Annotated in this window: 18 protein-coding genes; 9 read left to right on the top strand and 9 right to left on the bottom strand. The window is 48.9% G+C overall.

What is annotated here, in order from left to right:
* The first annotated feature begins 182 nt into the window (after positions 1–182).
* Together K7B07_RS22830 and K7B07_RS22825 are read left to right on the top strand one after the other, a co-directional pair.
* Entirely contained in the window at positions 183–2132 is a 1950-nt protein-coding gene (locus K7B07_RS22830; RefSeq protein WP_223712857.1) for an ATP-binding protein, read from the top strand.
* Positions 2119–2757, top strand: a complete 639-nt coding sequence (locus K7B07_RS22825) for a response regulator (RefSeq protein ID WP_223712856.1) — start codon at positions 2119–2121, stop codon at positions 2755–2757. The genes K7B07_RS22830 and K7B07_RS22825 overlap by 14 nt, the downstream gene beginning before the upstream one ends.
* Before the next feature lie 10 nt (positions 2758–2767).
* Here the strand turns inward: K7B07_RS22825 and K7B07_RS22820 are convergent, their stop codons facing one another.
* The 4 genes from K7B07_RS22820 to K7B07_RS22805 all read right to left on the bottom strand — a co-directional run bounded on the left by K7B07_RS22820 (position 2768) and on the right by K7B07_RS22805 (position 5871).
* Entirely contained in the window at positions 2768–3688 is a 921-nt protein-coding gene (locus K7B07_RS22820) for an NAD-dependent epimerase/dehydratase family protein (RefSeq protein ID WP_223712855.1), read from the bottom strand.
* A gap of 59 nt (positions 3689–3747) precedes the next feature.
* Positions 3748–4335 carry a Crp/Fnr family transcriptional regulator gene (locus tag K7B07_RS22815; RefSeq protein ID WP_223712854.1) on the bottom strand — a complete coding sequence of 196 codons (588 nt, stop codon included), beginning with the start codon at positions 4333–4335 and terminating at the stop codon, positions 3748–3750.
* A gap of 64 nt (positions 4336–4399) precedes the next feature.
* On the bottom strand, positions 4400–5482 hold the full coding sequence (gene serC, locus K7B07_RS22810) for a 3-phosphoserine/phosphohydroxythreonine transaminase (RefSeq protein WP_223712853.1): 1083 nt from the start codon (positions 5480–5482) through the stop codon (positions 4400–4402).
* Between the two features lie 143 nt (positions 5483–5625).
* The gene (locus K7B07_RS22805) at positions 5626–5871 is read right to left on the bottom strand and encodes a hypothetical protein (RefSeq protein ID WP_223712852.1); all 246 of its coding nucleotides are present in this window, start codon (positions 5869–5871) and stop codon (positions 5626–5628) included.
* A 162-nt stretch (positions 5872–6033) separates the two neighbouring features.
* Between K7B07_RS22805 and K7B07_RS22800 the strand changes: the two genes are divergently transcribed.
* Positions 6034–6480 carry a SufE family protein gene (locus tag K7B07_RS22800; protein WP_223712851.1) on the top strand — a complete coding sequence of 149 codons (447 nt, stop codon included), beginning with the start codon at positions 6034–6036 and terminating at the stop codon, positions 6478–6480.
* A gap of 39 nt (positions 6481–6519) precedes the next feature.
* Positions 6520–7278 carry a class I SAM-dependent methyltransferase gene (locus tag K7B07_RS22795; RefSeq protein WP_223712850.1) on the top strand — a complete coding sequence of 253 codons (759 nt, stop codon included), beginning with the start codon at positions 6520–6522 and terminating at the stop codon, positions 7276–7278.
* On the opposite strand, the gene K7B07_RS22790 is transcribed toward K7B07_RS22795, so the two are convergent.
* From K7B07_RS22790 to K7B07_RS22770, 5 genes are all read right to left on the bottom strand, one after another.
* Positions 7275–9794, bottom strand: a complete 2520-nt coding sequence (locus tag K7B07_RS22790; protein ID WP_223712849.1) for a phosphocholine-specific phospholipase C — start codon at positions 9792–9794, stop codon at positions 7275–7277. The two genes, K7B07_RS22795 and K7B07_RS22790, sit on opposite strands and share 4 nt — an antisense overlap.
* Positions 9795–10005: 211 nt before the next feature.
* A complete protein-coding gene (locus tag K7B07_RS22785) occupies positions 10006–10995 on the bottom strand; it encodes a YihY/virulence factor BrkB family protein (RefSeq protein WP_223712848.1) in 990 nt (329 codons plus the stop codon).
* The gene (gene mltG / locus K7B07_RS22780; RefSeq protein WP_223712847.1) at positions 10992–12032 is read right to left on the bottom strand and encodes an endolytic transglycosylase MltG; all 1041 of its coding nucleotides are present in this window, start codon (positions 12030–12032) and stop codon (positions 10992–10994) included. Before mltG ends, K7B07_RS22785 begins: the two co-directional genes overlap by 4 nt.
* Positions 12033–12089: 57 nt before the next feature.
* Positions 12090–13415 carry a tRNA lysidine(34) synthetase TilS gene (gene tilS / locus K7B07_RS22775; RefSeq protein WP_223712846.1) on the bottom strand — a complete coding sequence of 442 codons (1326 nt, stop codon included), beginning with the start codon at positions 13413–13415 and terminating at the stop codon, positions 12090–12092.
* Between the two features lie 9 nt (positions 13416–13424).
* Positions 13425–13736 (bottom strand): tetratricopeptide repeat protein, encoded by a 312-nt coding sequence (locus K7B07_RS22770; RefSeq protein WP_223712845.1) that lies wholly within the window; start codon positions 13734–13736, stop codon positions 13425–13427.
* A gap of 100 nt (positions 13737–13836) precedes the next feature.
* On the opposite strand from K7B07_RS22770, the gene K7B07_RS22765 reads away from it, so the two are divergent.
* From K7B07_RS22765 to K7B07_RS22745, 5 genes are all read left to right on the top strand, one after another.
* On the top strand, positions 13837–14580 hold the full coding sequence (locus K7B07_RS22765) for an electron transfer flavoprotein subunit beta/FixA family protein (protein WP_223712844.1): 744 nt from the start codon (positions 13837–13839) through the stop codon (positions 14578–14580).
* Between the two features lie 76 nt (positions 14581–14656).
* Positions 14657–15619: an electron transfer flavoprotein subunit alpha/FixB family protein gene (locus K7B07_RS22760; protein WP_223712843.1), complete on the top strand. Its 963-nt coding sequence runs from the start codon at positions 14657–14659 to the stop codon at positions 15617–15619.
* Between the two features lie 74 nt (positions 15620–15693).
* A complete protein-coding gene (locus K7B07_RS22755; RefSeq protein ID WP_223712842.1) occupies positions 15694–16116 on the top strand; it encodes a hypothetical protein in 423 nt (140 codons plus the stop codon).
* A 136-nt stretch (positions 16117–16252) separates the two neighbouring features.
* On the top strand, positions 16253–17932 hold the full coding sequence (locus K7B07_RS22750; protein ID WP_223712841.1) for a metallopeptidase TldD-related protein: 1680 nt from the start codon (positions 16253–16255) through the stop codon (positions 17930–17932).
* A 31-nt stretch (positions 17933–17963) separates the two neighbouring features.
* Positions 17964–19634 (top strand): metallopeptidase TldD-related protein, encoded by a 1671-nt coding sequence (locus tag K7B07_RS22745; RefSeq protein ID WP_223712840.1) that lies wholly within the window; start codon positions 17964–17966, stop codon positions 19632–19634.
* The last annotated feature ends 157 nt before the right edge of the window (positions 19635–19791 follow it).

Genomic DNA, 19791 nt, shown 5'->3' with positions numbered 1-19791 from the left:
AAAGAGCAGCGGGAGCAGTACCTGCTGCTTTTTTTGTTCCCGGTTCCAAAAACGCTGTTTTTTTGTCTTTTTGCCTACTGGTTTTTCGGTATATTTTGCGAAGAATTCAGGCCGAATAAAATAATTTTTTATTTTGCCTCATGCGACTCCTGTTGTTATTAATTATAAGCTGCTTTGCAGGGATGGCAGGCTCCGGGCAGCCGATGCTGGGCGCGGCACATTATCCTGATAGTCTGCAGCATTTGCTGAACCACGCTCAAGATGACAGTGCCAGGGCCCGTCTCTCCTATTTTCTTTCCGATTACTGGAGTTATACGGACACCGCAAAAGCCGGCTACTATCTGCACCTGGGCCAGCGTTTCAGCAAAAACAAACCTTACCTGCAGGCACTCTATACATTTTACGATGCGCTCCTGCTGCACGATTTCCAGCTGGAGCAAGCCGCTCAAAAATACATGGAGGCAGAGAAACAGCTGGCAAAATTCCCGTACAAAGAAGCCCTGGTGTACCGGGCCAGGGCCTGGAGGAACTATGGCACATTGCAGCAGCGAAAGGACAATGAAATGGAAATGGTGGAAGTGCTCTTAAACCATGCCATTCCACTGGTGCGGAAGGCCGGTGACCTGGAACGGGAAGGCGCTTACTATATAGATGTGGGGCTCGTATACATGAACCAGCTGATGCACTCCAAGGCCGAGATCTTTTTTGAAAAAGGCATTACCACTTTAAAGAAGACCACACCCAAGCTGGAGAACCTGTTCCTGGCACTGGACAACCGGGCCAAGAATTTTTGCTATATGGACAGCGCCCAGTATGCCCAGCCACTGCTGGATGAGATCGGTGCGCTGCTGAAGCCTTACCCGGATGCAGAATACAATATTGACTATGCCCTTACAAAGGCGATCTATTACAGAAAAACGGGACAGCTTGCTGAAGCGTTGAAAAGTTTGCAGGCAGGCATCCCGCTCGCACAACGCCTCAAGCAGGCACGGCTGGAGAACAGCCTGCAGTTTCAGGTATATAAAGTTTATTCGGCCATGGGAACCTACAAGCTCGCCCTCGGCGCATTACAGACCGTTATTAAAAACAAACAGTACACTTTTATGGAGGACGAGGTGATGCATGCGTTTGAAATGTCGGAGACCTATGCACATCTTGATGATATACCGAATGCCTACAGCTGGTTAAAAAAATACAGCATCCTGCGGGATACGATGTACCTTCGGAACCTGAAGGCCGGCATCTCTGATATGGAGACAAAATTCAATACCGCTGAAAAAGAAAAGAAGATCGCCCTTCTTCAGGCGGAAAACAAGGAAACCGCGCTAAAAGCAAAGAACTCCAGGCTGAGCACCCTGATACTGATCGTTGTTTGTCTGGCGATCTTGGTGGTGCTGATCTTTGTAATGATCACTTACAGGACCTTTAAAAAACTGGCCGCCCAGCGCGAGCTGAACTACCAGCAGGAATTGAAAGAAATGGAGCAACAACGGCAAATTGTTACAACGGAGGCGATGCTGGAAGGCGAAGAACGGGAGCGCAGACGTGTGGCACGTGATCTTCACGACGGATTGGGGGGCATGCTTGCAGGGATCAAACTCAAGCTCTCCAGTCATGCAAGCAGCCAGCGGCACCATTATCCCGGCGACCAGCCGGAATTGGGCACCATCATTGATCAGCTGGATAAATCTGTGACCGAGCTGAGACGCATTGCGCGCAACATGATGCCGGAAAGCCTGATCCGGTTTGGGTTACAGACGGCACTAAAGGATCTTTGCGAATCCCTGATGACCAGGGAAACGCAGATCAGTTTTACCGCACTCGATGTGGATGAACGTATGGAGCTTTCAACACAGGTGGTGATCTACCGGATCATACAGGAAGCCCTGGCCAATGCCATCCGTCATTCAAAAGCCCGGAATATTATTGTGCAATGCAGTCAGGACGAGAACCGGTTTTATATTACGGTGGAAGATGACGGCATTGGTTTTAACAGTACAGCGGGCGCTAAAAAAGGCATGGGACTGATAAATATTGAGAACCGGGTGAAATACCTGAATGGAAAAATAGATGTTGTATCCGCAACGAATGAAGGAACAACCATAAACATGGAATTAAATGTTGCAGCATAGTAAACAGCTGGTCATTGCGATCGTTGATGACCACCCTATTGTTATCGAAGGACTGAAGAATCTTTTGGCTTCAGAGACCGGCTTTGATATTGTAAGCTTCACTACCGGCGGACAGTTTATGAACTACCTCAAAACACAGGAGGTACATGTGGTGCTGCTGGATATTGTACTGCCGGATGCCAATGGCCTGGAACTGTGCAAGGACATCAAAAAGAAATACCCGGATATTACGATCCTTGCGATCAGCAACCAGGCAGAACGGAGTATCATTATGCAGATGCTTCAGAACGGAGCCAGTGGTTATCTCCTGAAGAACGCAGCAGCAGACGAACTGCTGGCCTGTATCGAAAACGGGATGAAGGGGGAACCCGCGCTCAGCAAAGAAGCCCGGGAGATCATGTCGCGCCCCGCTCCCAACGACTGGAACGGCATCCCCTCATTAACAAAAAGGGAGAAGGAAATCCTACGGCTGATCTCAGAAGGATTCTCCAGTACTGATATTGCGGACAAGCTGTACCTGAGCCAGCTTACCGTGGAAACCCACCGCAGGAACATCATTCAAAAGTTCCGCACCAATAATATGTTCTCGGTGATCAAACTGGCCATCGAGCATAAGATGATCTGACCGCTGTCTTTTATCCTGCAGCGATCGTCTGGCGGATCCCTTCGGCGTAACCGGTTGGTTCTACCCCGAACGCCTTTTTAAATTTTGAACTGTCGAAATAATAATCCTGGCTGTTCTGGTACTGCATTTCCCGCAGTTCTTTTATCGTGCGGGAAAACAATCCGCCCAGCGTCAGCAGCAATGGCGATAAAACAGAATACTGGGGTTTCACCTTCATTTGGCCGGCCGCCAGTTCGATCAGTTGTTTGCCCGTAAGCCGCTCCTCTGACGTAGGCAGGTGCCACACCTGTCCGTAAGCTGCTGTTGTATTGCCCAGCAAGGCCGTAGCGTTTGCAGCATCGGGTGTATAAGTAAGTGAATGGATTTTATATGCATTGGTCTGCCAGTTGGCCCTGCGGCCTTTTTTAAAATTGTTGAGCACCAGCAGGTTCAGTATCCCGTTCCGCGCACCGGGGCCATAAAAATCGGCGCTGCGCGCCACAAGATACTGCAGCCCGTCCGCTGCGGCTGCCGCCTCAAGCATATGGAGGAGCCGTGCGCGCACCCTGCCTTTCCGGGATGGAGGATCTATGGGGCTCTCCTCCGTCATCATCGGGATGGCTGTTTTTGAATAAGAGTATACGTTGTCAAAAAATACCAGCCTGCAATGCTGTTGTACACAGGCTTCAATGGTGTTCTTCATGATCACCGGCCATTGTCTTTCCCAGACTGTTACATCATAAGCCAGCCCGACGGTCAAATACGCTACCTCGCTGCCCTTAACCGCGTCCTGTACAAACGCGGCGTTCAGCAGGTCGCCAGAAAGTAGTTCATCCCCGTCATTTACTTTCTCGGGATTACGTCCTACCAGCCGGATCTCACTGGTATAAGTTCTTAATGCAGTAGCAAGAAACTTTCCGATATCACCACCCGCGCCGAGGATTGTTTGCATAGTTATTTGTTTATACCTGCAAACCTACTTCCGGCGGCTAACTAAAACGATGATCTGTGTTAAGATTTCTGAGGCACCATCATGCGTTTCCGGATGCGGCTCAGGCTTTCAGGAGCAATCCCCAGGTATTGGGCAATATAGCGCTGTGGCACCCGTTGCAGCAGTTCGGGCTTATCGCGTACCAGGTCGCTGAATTGTTTTTCGGGGGAAAGTGATAACAATGCTTTTGTCCGGCGGATATTTTCGGCAGCCACGTTCTCCATCACGATCCTGAAGAATTCGGCGGTTGCCGGAGATGCGGTAAGTGCCTTTACAAGGTCTGCGCAGGTGATCACCATACAGGTTGTCGGCTCAAGAGCAGCAATGGATGAAGCCGAGCGTGACTTGCGGGAAAAGCTTTCCAGGTCGGTGATGAATTCATGCTCCATCGAAAGATTACAGGTACGTTCCTGCCCTTCTTCATTCAGAAAATACTGGCGGACGACACCTTTCATAATAAAAAACACCTCATTTGCCACCCGGCCTTCCTCCAGCAGAACGGCGCCTTTTTTGTATGCTTTTTCTGAAAACAGGGAAAGGAAAAAATACGCCTCATCATCGGGAAAGGAAGTGTAGTTGCGTATAGTGGCGATCAGCGGATGCGGCATGGCATAAAGGTAAAGCCTTTGGCGGATACCAAAGGCTTTACGCTTTTATTAATTTATAAAACTCCTATTTATTTGCCAGCTCAAACTGTTGCATGAATGTCACCAGTTTCTGAACCGTTTCCAGCGGTATCGCGTTGTAGATGCTGGCCCGCATGCCACCCGTGGTGCGGTGTCCTTTCAGATTCACGAAACCATTTGAAGCGGCTTCTTTCAGAAACAGCTCATCCAGCTTGTGTTCTTTTGTAATAAATGGAATATTCATGATGGAACGGTCTTCTGTGGCAGCCGTACCGCTGAACAGATCAGACTCATCCAGGAAATCATACAATACCCGGGCTTTTTCGATATTTATTTCGGCAATTGCATCCACGCCGCCCTGGTCTTTCAGCCACTCGTATACCAGTTTACAAAGATAGATGCCATAAGTAGGCGGCGTGTTGAACATGGATCCGTTATCCGCATGATTCTTATAGTTCATCATGGAAGGGGTAAAATCCATGGCATTGCCCAGCAGCTCTTCGCGAACGATCACCACACAAACACCGGCGGGTCCCATGTTTTTCTGGGCACCGGCATAGATCAGTCCGAATTTGCTTACATCATAATATTTGGATAGGATATCGGACGACATATCGCCCACCAGCGGCACATTCCCGGTATCGGGCAGTGCATTAAAACGGGTACCATAAATGGTGTTATTGGTCGTTATATGAAAATAGTCCGCATCCGGTGTAAAGGTTGACGGATCCAGTTTGGGGATATAGTTAAATACTTTATCTTTTGAGCTGGCCACCACGTTCACGGTTCCGTAGCGGGAAGCCTCTTTGATCGCTTTGTCGGACCACACACCGGTATTGACATAATCTGCCTTTTTATTCCGGTTCATCAGGTTTAAAGGTACCATGGCAAACTGACTGGAAGCACCGCCCTGCAAAAACAACACCTTGTAGTTGCCGGGTACCTGCATCAGCTCCCGGAACAACGCCTCTGCAGACTCGATAATGGCCATATAATCCTTCGATCGGTGACTCATCTCCATCACGGACATTCCCGTATTGTTATAGTTCAGTAACTCTTTTTGCGCTCTTAATAAAACTGCCTCTGGCAGTGCGCAGGGACCAGCCGAAAAATTGTAGACTCTTTCCATTCTGAAAACTGATTTATAATAATTGAGGTCGCAAAATTACTAATAACCCGGCACCTGGTTAAAAACTTTAGTCCGATTCTAATAAGAAGCGGATATATTGAATTTTTTCTAACAAACACGGGATATTTTCCATCCCGTCCCTGTCAACAGGAACAGCCGGTTCTGAAAGCGCCGTTTACTGCAACGATTTTGGTGACCTCAAGCGTGATCCCGTTCTCAAGGATCAGGAGATCCGCTCCATTGTCCCGGGTCAGCCCGCGGATCTTCCCTTCGGCCCGTTCCCACCCGTTGTCATCATAAAGTAAAGATACCGGCTGCCGCTGTTCTATACAGGATTGTAACGCCTCCAGCACATCTGCAGTGGTATCCAGGATCGTTTTATAGTCCATTTTGCATGATTTATTAACAAAGATAATCAATTGGAAATGATTCATAACCAGTGGGTTTTACTATGGTGGGTAATTTTTTTGCCCCCTGCATACTAATCCGGGTCATCCGAGCGTTCTATTGAAAGCCAAACATATTATCAAGACCTCTTAACAACCACTAGCATGGAGATCAACAAAATACAGGATAAGATCATTGCCGAGTTCGAGAACCTGGCAACTGTGGTCAACAAATTTTCCTATTTCCGGCACCTGAAACGGATCTCCAGCGAACCGGGAACCCTGGATGCAGCAGAAAAAAAGGATGAGAACCTGGTCACAGGCTGCAGCAAAAAGGTATGGGTAACTGCCTACAATGAAGAGGGCCGGATCTATTTTAAGGCCGACAGCGATCACAGCATCACAAGAGGGCTGGTGAATCTGTTGTTGAAGGTCTATTCCGGTCATACGGTGGCTGCCATTACCAATGCCGACCTCTATTTCATGCATGAAATAAAACTTTTCAATTATCTCTCTCCCAATTGGCTGCGCGACCTGCTTTCGGTGGTGCAACGCATAAAATCACTGGCAATTGTGCATCACCTTAATGCACATGCGGAACCGGCCCAATAATCATTCCGGAAAGTTTGAAAGTTTCTGTAACATTGCTGCATGCAAGATAACACCCGTCGCTTCAGCAACCGTGTGGATGACTATGTGCGCTACAGGCCGCATTATCCCTCACAGATCGTTACAGAACTGGAATCACAACAACTCCTGACACCCGGTATACAGATCGCAGATATCGGTTCAGGAACCGGTATTTCAGCGGCATTATTTCTGGAAAAAGGATACCCGGTATGGGGCGTTGAACCCAACCGGGAAATGCGTTTAAAAAGCGAGGAACTGCTCCGGGATTACCCTGGTTTTAAGGCGATGGACGGGACGGCAGAAGCAACAACACTTCCCGATCAGAGTGTGGGACTGATCGTGGCCGGACAGGCTTTTCACTGGTTCAACAGGGAGCAGTGCCGCACGGAGTTTGAACGCATATTAAAACCTGGCGGCGTTGTAGCCCTGATCTGTAACGAACGGCTGACCTCCACTCCTTTCGAAAAAGCATATGAACAACTGATCATCGATCATGGCAATCAATACCTGAAAGTAGACCACCGGAACATTGATGTGGCTGCCATCGAACGTTTTTTCGCTCCAGGAAGAGTAACCCTGCAGATTTTCGACAACCGGCAGGTCTTTTCCTATGAAGGACTTGAAGGGCGGCTACGCTCTTCATCCTATATGCCGGCAAAAGGCGGACCGGGTTATAACGAAATGGTCGCCGATCTGAAAAAATTGTTCCATCAATTTCAGACCGGCGACCGGATCACCATTCGTTACAGTACGCGGGTATACTGGTGCAGACTTGCTTAAACCATCCGTCCCATAAACGGATCGGTAATACTCTCTTTTGTTGTTTCCACGCGACCTGCATAGCGTTTTTCAAAACTGCTGTTGCCTTTGATCCGGACGCTGAAATCATACCAGCCGCTGCTTTTGGATAAATTCAATACCAGCTTCTGATCTCCGTTCACCTGGCGGCTGACCGTATTATTCTTGTAAGCGTTATCCACAACATCGATGTATACCGGTTTGGATGCATTGAATTGCAGCACCACATTGCCCGTCGGCTGATTGTTATTCAGCTCATAAGTACAGGTCACGGATAGCTGCGGATCCTGTTTGCCTCCTTTGAAAGAGCGGAAAAAACCGTTGGGGCCATGGATCCGCAGATGATACTGTTCCTTATCAAAATATGTTACCGGCCATTCATAACTCAGGCCATCACCCGCCTTTACAGCAAAAGACCAGTTGCGGCAAACGGAAGCAGTTCCCTTTTCATCCTGAAACGTTTCCGGAGCATAGGCCGTAAAAGGCGCTCCCTGGGCCTTTTTACCAAAAACAGCATTGCCGGCTTTCAGGGAAACGACCAGCCGGGACCGGTCTTCTGAAAGATTACCATCCACATACAATTCATAAGGCAGCGCCGGTGAAGGCCGCGTACCTTTCTCCTGCCGGGGCATAAAGGCGGGATACCCACTGCCCGAACTTACCTGCCGGATATCCTGTTCGGAAAGAAGGTGAAACCCACCCGGGTCTTTTTTGAACTGGGCATTATAAATGGTTTCAACAAACGGATCGCGTTTCAGGAAAGGCAGTTCATGTGCCGTGTTCCCGTCAAACGGACTAAAGGCCGCAGTAAGATCGCCGCATATCGTCCGCCGCCATTCACTGATATTGCCGATACGGATGTTCTTATTTTGTTTCTGATTGAAAAAGGTTTCAAGAAATTGTAAGGTGGAAGTATGATCAAATAACTGGGAACAGACTTTCCCTCCCCTGCTCCAGGGTGAGGCGATGACCATGGGCACCCTGAAACCCAGTCCCACAGGGGCTTCCCGTGCCTGTTTTTCCGGAATACCCTGTTTCAGTTCATATTCCAGCCGCACATGTTCTATTTCGGTTTCGATACCATCGCTGCATTTTCCCGTTCCCGGTTTTTTATTATCCGCTATAGAGAAAGGGGGCACATGGTCGTAATACCCATCGTTCTCATCATAGGTCATGATAAAGATCGTCTTCTTCCATACTTCCGGATTCTTTGTAAGAATATCCAGGATCTCAGAAACATACCAGGCACCGTACCAGGGAGCACTGGGATGATCGGAAAAATTCTGGGGTCCCGCCAGCCAGGAAACAGCAGGCAGTTTGCCTTCGTCAACATCTTTACGGAACTGGTATAATATATCGCCTGAAGGAACGGTCAGCAGCCTGTCGGTACCTCCTTCGGAGTATTTCAGTTCCGACAAGGACCGGTATCCCGCATCCTGCTTATTATTTACAAAGGCATTGTAAAAAAGTTCTTTTTGTTTGTCGGTCAGTTTTTCAAAATTGGTAATGCTCCATTGCTGCAGTTCTGCGCGGGCATTGTCCAGCACCTCCTGTTTCTTGGCCAGTGCGGCTTTTATCTTTTTTGCTGCGGCCTCGCTCGACGGGCTTTCTTCCTGCAGCTGGTTGATCTCTCCCGGAAGTGTTTCCACCAGTTGTTTTAACCCCTCCACATAACGGGGCGTATACTTTACATTGTAGGCTTTGAAAAATTCGAGCAGGTTACAACCGAAGTTGGAAAGCCAGGAACGCTCCTGTGCTTTATAACCGCCGCCGCAGGAGATATCGTTCTGGTAAAACTTCCAGGGGATATCCTTTTCTGTCAGCAATTCCGGGAAGGTCTTCCAGCTCATCTTTGCATGCGAAAAATTATCATTACGGATATTATCCCGGGGGTAGCCTTCATCTGTGTCCCGTATCTTTCCGGTCCAGAAGAACGAACGGTTGGGCGTGGTGCTGGTCATGGCGGAGCAGAAATTCTGATCGCAGACGGTAAAGGCATCCGCCAGAGCGTAATTGAACGGCAGGTCTTCACGGGTATAGAAGCCCATCGTAAGCGGAAGACCGGAATATTTTTTGTTGCCTGCCTTTTTTGAAGGGAGCCATTTATCGTATTTACCATTGTTATAGGCATCCACCTGGCTGTGCCGCGAATGCGGCAGCGCTCCCGTCCAGGTAGCTTTCGATTCTTTGATGTTCAGCCGGAAGGGTCCATAGGTGTCTCCTTTTTCATTGGTCTGAAACCAAACCGGTTTCTGATCCGGCAGTGTAATGGCACGGGGGTCATTAAAGCCCCGTACGCCCTGCAGGGTACCAAAACAATGATCAAAGGAGCGGTTCTCCTGCATCAGGATCACAATGTGTTCCGCATCGAGAAAAGTGCTTCCGGGCTTCGGGTCAATGGAAAGGGCTTTTAAGAGTGAGTCCGGTACGGCTGCTCTGATCCCTGCTGCACCGGAAAGCAGCATGGATTTTTTCAGGAATGATCTTCTGTTATCCATCAAAAATTTTTTACAAATAAGGCAATAACGTTAACGAATCCGGTCAAATATACTTTAATGAGATCTGCACAAGTCATTAAATCATTGTTAACCGGTTCTATTTTCCTTTCGACGGTCGGAAGACGGGAAGGTTTAATGCATAAGCCGTAGAATTTTCAGGACGACACATTCCATCGGGTACTTTAACGATTAAGACCGGGCCTTCCCCTGGTCAGATCAGTACGTCTTCAGCAAACGCATCCTCCTTACTGGCCTCGCGCCTGAGGGCATTGGAGCGGATGCTGACATTGATCTCAAAACCGATCAAAAGGATCAGTGAGTTGATAAAAATATAAACCAGTACCAGCAGCACGGTTCCAAGGGATCCGTACAGTTTATTGAAATTATTAAAGCTGCTGACCCATAATGAAAAACCCAGTGCCAGCACTACCATAAAAAAAGTGGCGAATATGGCTCCGGGGGTGATCCAGGGCCATTTTTTATTTACAGAAGGAACGGCCCGGTAAATGTAGGATACGATCGTAAGGAACAACAGGAAGATCAGTATCCAGCGCGTGCTGCTGATCAGGTTGATGAGCCATTGCTGTTCGATACCAAACCATTTCAGTACACTGCCCTGTGCCGCGAGTAATACGATACAGAGTATAAAAAGAAAATCGAGCCCCAGCGTCACCCGCAGCGCATTCCCGCGCTTTTGCAATCCTTTGCGCTTGATAAAGCCGGGAAGATCTTTATCAAAGGAACGCATCAGCCCCATGATCGCATTGGATGAAAAGAACAGGGAAAGGAAGATACCTATCGACAGAAGGTCGGTACGCGGGCGGTTAATGATATTAAAGATAAATTCAAGAATAGGCTCGTAATTCTTTTTGGCAGGGATGATACTGATGACCAGTGTTCCGATCTGGGCCTCCATCTGCGCCCTGAAATCAATGTCTGTGGGAAAAAGCCCCAGCACAACGGGAACCAGCGTAAACAGGAAGATCAGCGTGGGCGGGATCGCCATAAAAAAATTATAAGAGATCGCTGAAGCGCGTTCGATGATATTGTCATCCTTTATCTGTTTCCGGAATCCCCTGAAAGTATCTACGACAGATACCCGCTCAAAACCGGGAATGACAGCTGTTTCCCCTTTGTGCCGCAACCAGGTCACCCGTCTCGAGCTCCTGAAGCGCCTGATGATATTTCCGATAAAACTCATTGTGCTGCTCTGATACTGTCTCTTTTCCTGATCTGTGCGTCCAGTGCCTGCTGGTATAGTTTTGCATATTTTGTGTGCTCCTGGTAATTACTGGTAAAAATATGGGAGCCATCAAAATTGCTGCTGGCCACAAAGTAAATATAATCTGTTTTGGGAGCATTCAGCACGGAGTCGACCGTGGATTGCTGCGGGGTGCAGATGGGTCCTGGCGGCAGCCCTTTATTCTTATAGGTATTATAGGGCGATACCACCGCGAGATGGCCAAAGAGGATGCGTTTGATGCCAAAGTCCTTTAACGCAAACTTAACCGTCGGATCCGCCTGCAGCGGCATTCCTTTTGCGATGCGGTTCATATAAGTGCTGGCGATCCTGGGTTTGTCGGCCGCCTTGTTGGTCTCTTCATCAATGATAGAGGCAAGAGTGATGGCCTGTAGCGGTGTTAGTCCCTGTGCGGATGCTTTCTGTTTCCGCTCATCCGTCCAGAATTTTTTATACGCTTCAAAGAACTTGTCAAAAATGGTCCGCGGTGTGGTGTTCCACCTTATCTCGTAGGTCAGCGGCTGCACGGCGGCCATCACGGTATTGCTGTCGAGTCCGTATTCTCCGAGGGAATCGCTGCTGTTCAGAAAACCGATGGTCTGCGATGAATCACATTCAAATAATTTCCCGATCCTCCCTGCCAGTGCTTCCCTGGTACGGATCTTTGTAATCACCAGGTCCACCGGTGTCTGGTTCCCGTTTTTCAGCATCCGCACCAGTGTGAGTATACTGGTACCTCTTCCCAGTTTGTATTTGCCCGGTTTTACCTGGCGGTATTGCATCATGTTTGCTGTCATATTGAACCAGGTTGTTCCCGGCAAAACGTTCTCACTCACCAATTGTTTCTTTAACTGCTCCATCGTGGTACCTGTCTTTACATACAGGAAGCCGCTGTCTGTTTTACCTGTGGCCGGCCCCAGGAATTTAAATGCTGTAAAACCCAGCAGCAACAGGATCATAAACAGGATATAGGAATAGTTTCTTTTTTTCTTTGCCATTTTAATTCAGTCTTTTTACCGGTCGTTAACACCCGGTGTTTATCAGGTATACTCCGTTTACCGGAGGTACTTTATTTCAACAATTTCTTTTGTTCCGGTGGTTACCCGGAAGCGGTTATCGATACGGTGGTTGACGATCCACGGCAGCTTCTGCTGCATTTCAAGCACCCACACTTTTTCTTTTTGGGTAGCGCTCAGCTTCTGATCGATCAGGAAACGCGCTACTTTCTTTTTCTTCGTCATCCCCAGCGGATAAAAATAATCCCCGGTACGCCAGGGCCGCAGGATCAGGGGAAACTGTATGGCAGCGGCATCCAGCCAGGCGATACCGGGATCTTCCGGAATAGCGCCCTCATATTTTCTTTTGCGTAATTCCATTCTTCCTTCACTGAAGAAGAATTTTCCGGGGCCTTCAATAATCAGTCTCGACTGAACAGCCGGCGGCAGCGGGGCGATCACCAGGTGTTTCCGGTCGCGGATCACACGATGGGTACCGGAGGCGATATAGCGGCCGGGCTCCGATTCCGTAAGCGCAAAAACCTCCGGAAGCTGTCCCGCGCTGAAACCATATTCTTTGATGATCTCCAGCAACAGGGTTTGCGGAGCGGCGGTCTTCAGCAACAGCAGCACGGGTAGCTGCACTTCTGCACCCGAAGTCACCAGGAGCTTTTTCCTGGCATGCTCCACGGATTGCCGGTAAAGCGCCTGCACTTCCCTGAACCGGTGAATATTATTCATCAGGTTCTGTTCCACTTCCGGATAAATTGCAGCCAGTTGAGGCAGCAATTTGTTCCTTATATAATTTCTTGTGTAATCATCCTTCAGATTTGAAGCATCCTGTACAAAATGCAGGGACTGCGCTTCCAGGAATGCCTCCAGCTCGGTCCTTTTTGCAAACAGCAACGGCCGTACAAGCAGGTCGTTTGTTTCTTTGATGCCTGTAAGCCCGTTGATACCTGTGCCACGAAAAAAGCTCATCAGAACCGTTTCAATATTATCATTGGCATGATGCGCCGTAAGTACATAATCAAAAAGTTCTTTTTTCCGGATCTCGGTAAACCACTCGTACCGCAGTTCCCGGGCGGCTTCCTGTATGGACAATTTATTGGCAGCGGCAAATTCCCGTGTATTGAACCGGATGGTAAAAAAGGGCACCTCCCATTTTTCTGCAAGCTTTTTCACAAAAAGCTCGTCCGTATCGCTTTCTGTACCCCGCAGCTGAAAATTACAGTGCGCAACGCCAAAATCAAAACCAGCGAGCTTACAAAGCTGTCCAAGTACCACAGAATCCACACCTCCGCTTACGGCCAGCAGCAGCCGGTCATTCTTTGTAAAAAGATGATGTTCATAAACGTGCCGGATAAAACGGGTTAACAGCTCCATTCCTTATAATTAAAATTCCAGGTATTCACATGCAGCCCTCAATTCATTATACGCATGCTGCTCTCCCAGTTTCAACGCAATTTCCATTCCCTTTTTGTAAACGGCAATAGCCCCCTGTTCCGCCCCATTCCGCTCCAGCAACTTTCCCAGGTGGTAGTAACTGCCTACATAATCCGGATTATCCGCCAGAAGTTGCTTAAAGATCCCTTCTGCCTTTGCATCATTGCCGGCCTTTACATATTCCAGTCCCAATGCATGATTCAGAAATGCATCTGATCCGTTCTCCTGCAACAACGCTTCCAATTTTTCAATCCGGCTCATTTTTGAATTTTTTTCCCGATATCGTATACATTATTACCTTACAACTGTTATCTTTGTTTGGTTGCATAAACAACTTTCAATACATAAAAGTCAATCCTTTATGAAGATATTAGTTTGTATTAGTAAAACGCCTGATACCACGGCAAAAATAGCTTTCACGGATAATAATACGAAATTTGATACGGCCGGTGTACAATGGATCATCAATCCGAATGATGAATATTACGCACTGGTAAGAGCTATTGAGCTGAAGGAAGCCGATGCTTCCGCCGTTATACATCTTGTTAATGTAGGCGGGGCAGAATCGGACGCAATCATCCGTAAGGCGCTGGCCCTGGGAGGCGACGAAGCCATCCGGGTAAATGCCGAAAACCTCGACAGTTTCGGGATCGCTTCACAGATCGCCCATGTGGCAAAAGAGAATGGCTACGACCTGATCTTTTTAGGAAAAGAGACCATCGATTATAACGGCAGCTCTGTGGGCGGAATGGTAGCAGAACTGCTCGACCTGCCCTATATTTCCCTGGCTACAAAATTTGAACTGAATGGCACCACAGCAACCGTAACCCGCGAGATCGAAGGCGGCGAAGAGATCTGTGAAGTGCAGCTTCCCGTTGTTGTAAGCTGCAATAAAGGAATGGCCGAGCAACGTATCCCAAATATGAGAGGGATCATGGCCGCCCGTACCAAGCCGCTGAAAGTAGTGGAGCCGGTAGCTGCCGATGCCCTGACAGAAATTGAAACCTTTGCCCTGCCCCCTGCAAAAGCGGGTGTGAAACTGGTGGAACCGGATAATGTACAGGAACTGGTACGCCTGTTGCACGAAGAAGCAAAAGTGATCTGAATCCGGTTTTGTTAACAACATATCCTGGTCTGAATACCTGTTTCAGACCTCAAACATTAAACTTCAAATTTTATAAATGTCTGTTTTAATATTCATCGATATCAATGAGGAAGGTACCGTCAAAAAGACTTCGCTTGAGGCGCTGACTTACGGATCTAAACTGGCGCAGCAGCTGAGCGTACCTGCCGAAGGGGTGGTGCTTGCTCCCGTAACGGAAGACCTTGCCGCATTAGGCAAGTATGGTGTTACAACCATTCACCAGGTACAGCAGGAAGCCTTAAAGCACTTTGATGCCCAGGCATACAGCAGTGCCATTGCGCAGGTGGCTGAAAAAACCGGTGCCACGGTCCTGGTATTCTCCAATAATACCGATGGAAAAGCACTGGCGCCCCGGTTGTCGGCCCGCTTAAAGGCCGGGTTGGTATCCGGTGCGGTGGCCCTGCCCGAAGCCGGTGCAGGATTTACAGTGAAAAAATCGGTTTTTTCGGGTAAAGCATTTGCCAATATAAAGATCAACACTCCGGTGAAGATCATAACATTAAATCCAAATGCCTTCCCGGTCGAGCCAGGTGAAGGGGCTGCCAATGTGGTGCCCGCCGAGGTATCCGTTAGCGCTCCTAAAGTAAAGGTGGTAAGTGTAAACCGGCAGACCGCCGATGTACCCCTGGCCGAAGCGGAGCGCGTGGTGAGTGGCGGCCGTGGCATGAAGGGGCCGGAGAACTGGGGCATACTGGAAGACCTTGCAGCGGCATTGAACGCCGCCCTTGCCTGCAGCCGTCCTGTGGCGGATGCGCACTGGCGCCCGCACAACGAGCATGTGGGACAAACAGGCGGCGCCATTGCTCCCAACCTGTACGTGGCCGTTGGTATTTCCGGCGCCATCCAGCACCTGGCTGGCGTGAACCGCAGCAAGGTGATCGTTGTGATCAATAAAGATCCGGAAGCGCCGTTCTTCAAAGCAGCAGACTACGGTATTGTGGGTGACCTGTTTGAAGTGGTACCCAAGCTGACAGAAGCGATAAAACAGTTTAAAAGCTGATAAACGAAGCCGGGAAAAAACCCCGGCTTTTTTTATGCAATCTCCGGGATCACTGCATCCTGCAGAAAAAGCATATGAAATCTCTTTTCCTCTTCCTGATCCTCGGGTCGGTAAGCAATACAGCCCTGGCACAGAATACTGCTCCTACCCTTATCACTCCCACCCTTTATTTATATTCATATCCAAACTCAGATGTTGTTGATACTTCATCCATTAAAAAACTTAACGACAAATTTTATATAGCTCGTGCCCGGCAGGATAATATGCCGGTCCTGCTGCCCTCCGGAGCCGGAGGCGCAATACCCAATGCAACCCGCCCGCAAACACCGCGCGACCGGATGCCCAATCTCTGGAAAAAACCCACACAAGATCTCAAATCATCCCCCCGTACAGAAGACAGGCATGATCTTCAGAAACTGCCGCGGCTATCACCCCCTCCAAAATACAACAGCAAAAACGTCCAGCAATCTGCCCGGACTTTCAGGGCTCTTCGCTGATTACGGAATGCTGACAGCTACGGTCTATTCTGAGTAAAAAAATAGGCTGCCTTTAACAGCATCTGTTACTGAATGAATTATAAAACCTGTATCTTCCGGGACGGATAGTAACCAAAATCAATTATAAATCCTTTATATGATCTTTAAGCTATGGTCCGGATGTGCTGTTTTGGGCCTGTTATGCTGTGCCCGGAGCCTGTTCGGCCAGGACCTGTTGATGACCGCCCTTTCCAAAGAGCTGGACCGGGAATACCGGCAGTTGAAAGCTGCAGATGAGCGGCTTTATTATATGAGCTACCGGGTGGATGATATTACTACGTATAATATCCGCACTTCCTTTGGTGCCGTCACCGGGATCGACTCTTCGCGCTACCGCGTTTTTTCGCCCTCCATCCGGCTGGGCAGCTACCAGATGGACAACACCCATAACGCGGGGTTCGGACAGTACCCGGCAAGTATTCCTGCGGTGGATGATGAAGACATTATCACACTTGCCGTGTGGAAAAGCACCGACAATGCCTATAAAAATGCGGTACAGGCCTATGAGCAGGTACTTACCAATAAAAAAGTAAAAGTGGCTGAAGAAGATACAGCTGCAGACTTTTCCGCTGCACCCAAAGTGGTGTACCACGACCCTCCGCTGCAATATGCTTCACTGCGACCGGATATCACCACGCTCACCCGTAACCTTGTTGCTTATTCAGGGCTTCTGAAATCAAACCCCGATCTGCTGACCGGCATCGCCACTGTGGAATTTAAGATCGTCCGGAAATATTTTGTGGATACCGATGGTTCGGCCATTACGGAGAACAGCACCAGCACCTGGCAATCGGTGTATGGCCAAACAAAGGCCTCCGACGGAATGGAACTGCCCTTGTTCAGGATGTATTATGCATATGAACCCGGCGCACTTCCCGGTAAGGACAGTGTATTGGAAGACATTAAAGCGATGAGTGTAAAACTGACCGAGCTGAAAACAGCTCCGGTTGCCGACCCTTTTGTAGGACCGGCCATATTATCCGGCAGGGCATCCGGCGTATTCTTCCATGAGATCTTTGGGCATCGCCTGGAGGGGAAACGGATGAAAAGCGATTTTGACGGGCATACTTTTAAAAACAGGATTGGCAGTGCAGTATTGCCCACCTTCCTCAGCATTGCGCTGGACCCTACCATAAAAAAACTCGGGGCTACAGAAGTCGATGGCTTTTACCGTTATGATGACGAGGGAGTACCCGCACAAAAAGTAAATGTAGTGGAGAACGGGATCCTCCGCAGTTTTTTAATGACACGAACACCTATCAACGGTTCCAGCGGATCCAATGGCCATGCCCGGACGGCGCCCGGCGGCATTCCGGAGAGCCGGCAAAGCAACCTGGTCGTAAAAGCATCTGAATCAAAAACAGCAGCGGAGTTAAAAGACCTGTTACGGAATGAGGCAAAAAAACAGGGGCACGAATACGGGTACTATTTTGAAGATGTACAGGGCGGTTTTACCAGTATCGGAAGAACAACACCCAATGCCTTTAATGTAATGCCCATTGAGGTGTATAAAATATTTGTTGATGGCCGTCCTAATCAGGTGGTGCGGGGCGTTGACCTGATCGGTACTCCCTTGTCCATGTTCCGCCGGATCATCGCTGCCGACGACCGGGTTGAAACCTTTAATGGCATGTGCGGTTCTGCGTCCGGATGGGTACCGGTTTCCGCTTCCTCCCCTGCCATTTTTGTCGATCTGATCGAAACACAGAAAAAAAGCAAATCGAACGAACGCCTGCCGGTGCTGCCCCGGCCCGACCAGGATAAAGAAGCGCATTAAATCATCCGGCAACGAGTTATAAAATCAAAAGATGTCAAAGAAATTCCTGTTATACATTGCTTTTTTTGCGTTTGCTGTTGCAGCACAGGCGCAGGAGCTTCGTGATAATTTTTATGTAAAAGTGCTTTCAGATGAGCTCAACCGTAATATCACGCGGCTGCGTCTTCCTGATCTGGGAAAACCATTCCTGATCAGTTATAAATTACGGAACACCGTTACCCAAACCCTGCGTGCGGAACGGGGACAGCTCGTCACACCATTTGTGGCACCTTCGCAAACCAAAACAGCTGCCGTAAAACTGCTGGTGGGCGATTATCACCGCAACTTTGATTACCTCTTCAGCGATGGCTCATTCATCCTGCTGCCCGATGAGGACAATTATGATGAATACCGGCGGCTGCTCTGGCTGGAGACCGACCGCGTCTATAAAATGACCGCCCAGCAATACAATGCGGCCACTGCCGCATTAAAACGGGTAACAGTCGATCAGAAAGAACTGGATCTTGATGACCTTTCGCGGATCAAACCCCTGGTGAAAGATTTTGGCGCACTCCCGGTAGTCTCCGATAAAAGCATAGCGCAATGGGCACCGCTGCTGAAAAAGATATCAGCGCTCTTTGTGGCGCATCCGCAGCTCACCGCTTCTTCCTGTGCCCTGGCCGTGAATACCGCCGAGGAATATCTTGTTTCCAGTGAAGGTACAACCGTACGGAAACCTGTCTCGCAAATAACCCTCACCATTTCCGCGGCAATGCCGGGAGACGACGGAGCAACTATCTTTGAAACCTATACCGACTATGTTACCGACATCAACGAACTTCCGGATTATACCACACTTGCGTCTGCAACAGAGGACATGATCAAAAAAATAAAAGAGCGGGATAAAGCTTCAAAATTTGAGGGCTCCTATCTCGGTCCTGTTTTATTTGAAGGCGAGTCGGTGGCCAATCTTATCGCTGGTTTCTTCCGGTATAATCTCGGGGTCAGCCGTAAATCGATCCTCTATCCTGATAACAGTACCACGTTTTATGAAGATAAGCTCGGGCAAAAACTAATCGCTTCCAACCTGACCCTAACAGCACTGCCACATCTTAAAACATACAGGGGCCGGCAGACCACCGGTGCTTTTGATATTGACTATGAGGGTGTGGTGCCGGGCGATTCCCTGGTGCTTATCAGCAACGGGGTACTAAAAACGCTGCTCAACGGCAGGACACCTACGCAGAAATTCCGGGAACCCGGTGGATTTGCATGGGGAGAACGGAGCTATAGCGCCGGAGTGCTCAAACTGTCGGCAGATACTACAGCACCTGCAACAGACATGAAGAAGGAGCTTGTAAAAGCAGCCAGGGAAGAAGGCCTCCCCTATGCCTATATTGTACGCGGGGTGAACGTAAGCTATGGGCAGGCACCTTATCTGTATCGTATTGATACCGCTACGCTCAAAGAAGAATTGCTTACCGGATTTAAATTTACCAATCTTAATATGCGCAGCCTGCGCCGGTTTATCCTGGCTTCTGATCAGATGCACCTGTGGAACCAACCGGCGTATTCGGTACTTTGTCCCGGCGGGATGATCATTGGCGAAGTGGAGCTGGAAGCGGAAAACAGCGTGGTCAAAGCCAAACCGATCCTTGTCAGCAATCCATTGCTCGACAAAAAACCTGTAACGGTGAACAATAAAAAGAAACGAAAAAGATAAAGGACGTTGTTTGGACCAATCACCACTGCGTTAAACACTGGTGAGCAGTCCCGTCCTTTAATTCACTCATTGGTGAAAACGCTGATCAGGAGCGCACAGCCAGCAGGCAGGCAAAAAAAAGCCGCCTGTTTACAGACGGCTTTGCTATAGATAAAAA

Origin of the sequence: Niabella beijingensis (assembly GCF_020034665.1) — a bacterium.
Lineage (GTDB): Bacteria > Bacteroidota > Bacteroidia > Chitinophagales > Chitinophagaceae > Niabella > Niabella beijingensis.
Note: the sequence above shows the minus strand (reverse complement) of the source record. Positions and strands in the feature narration are given on the sequence as shown.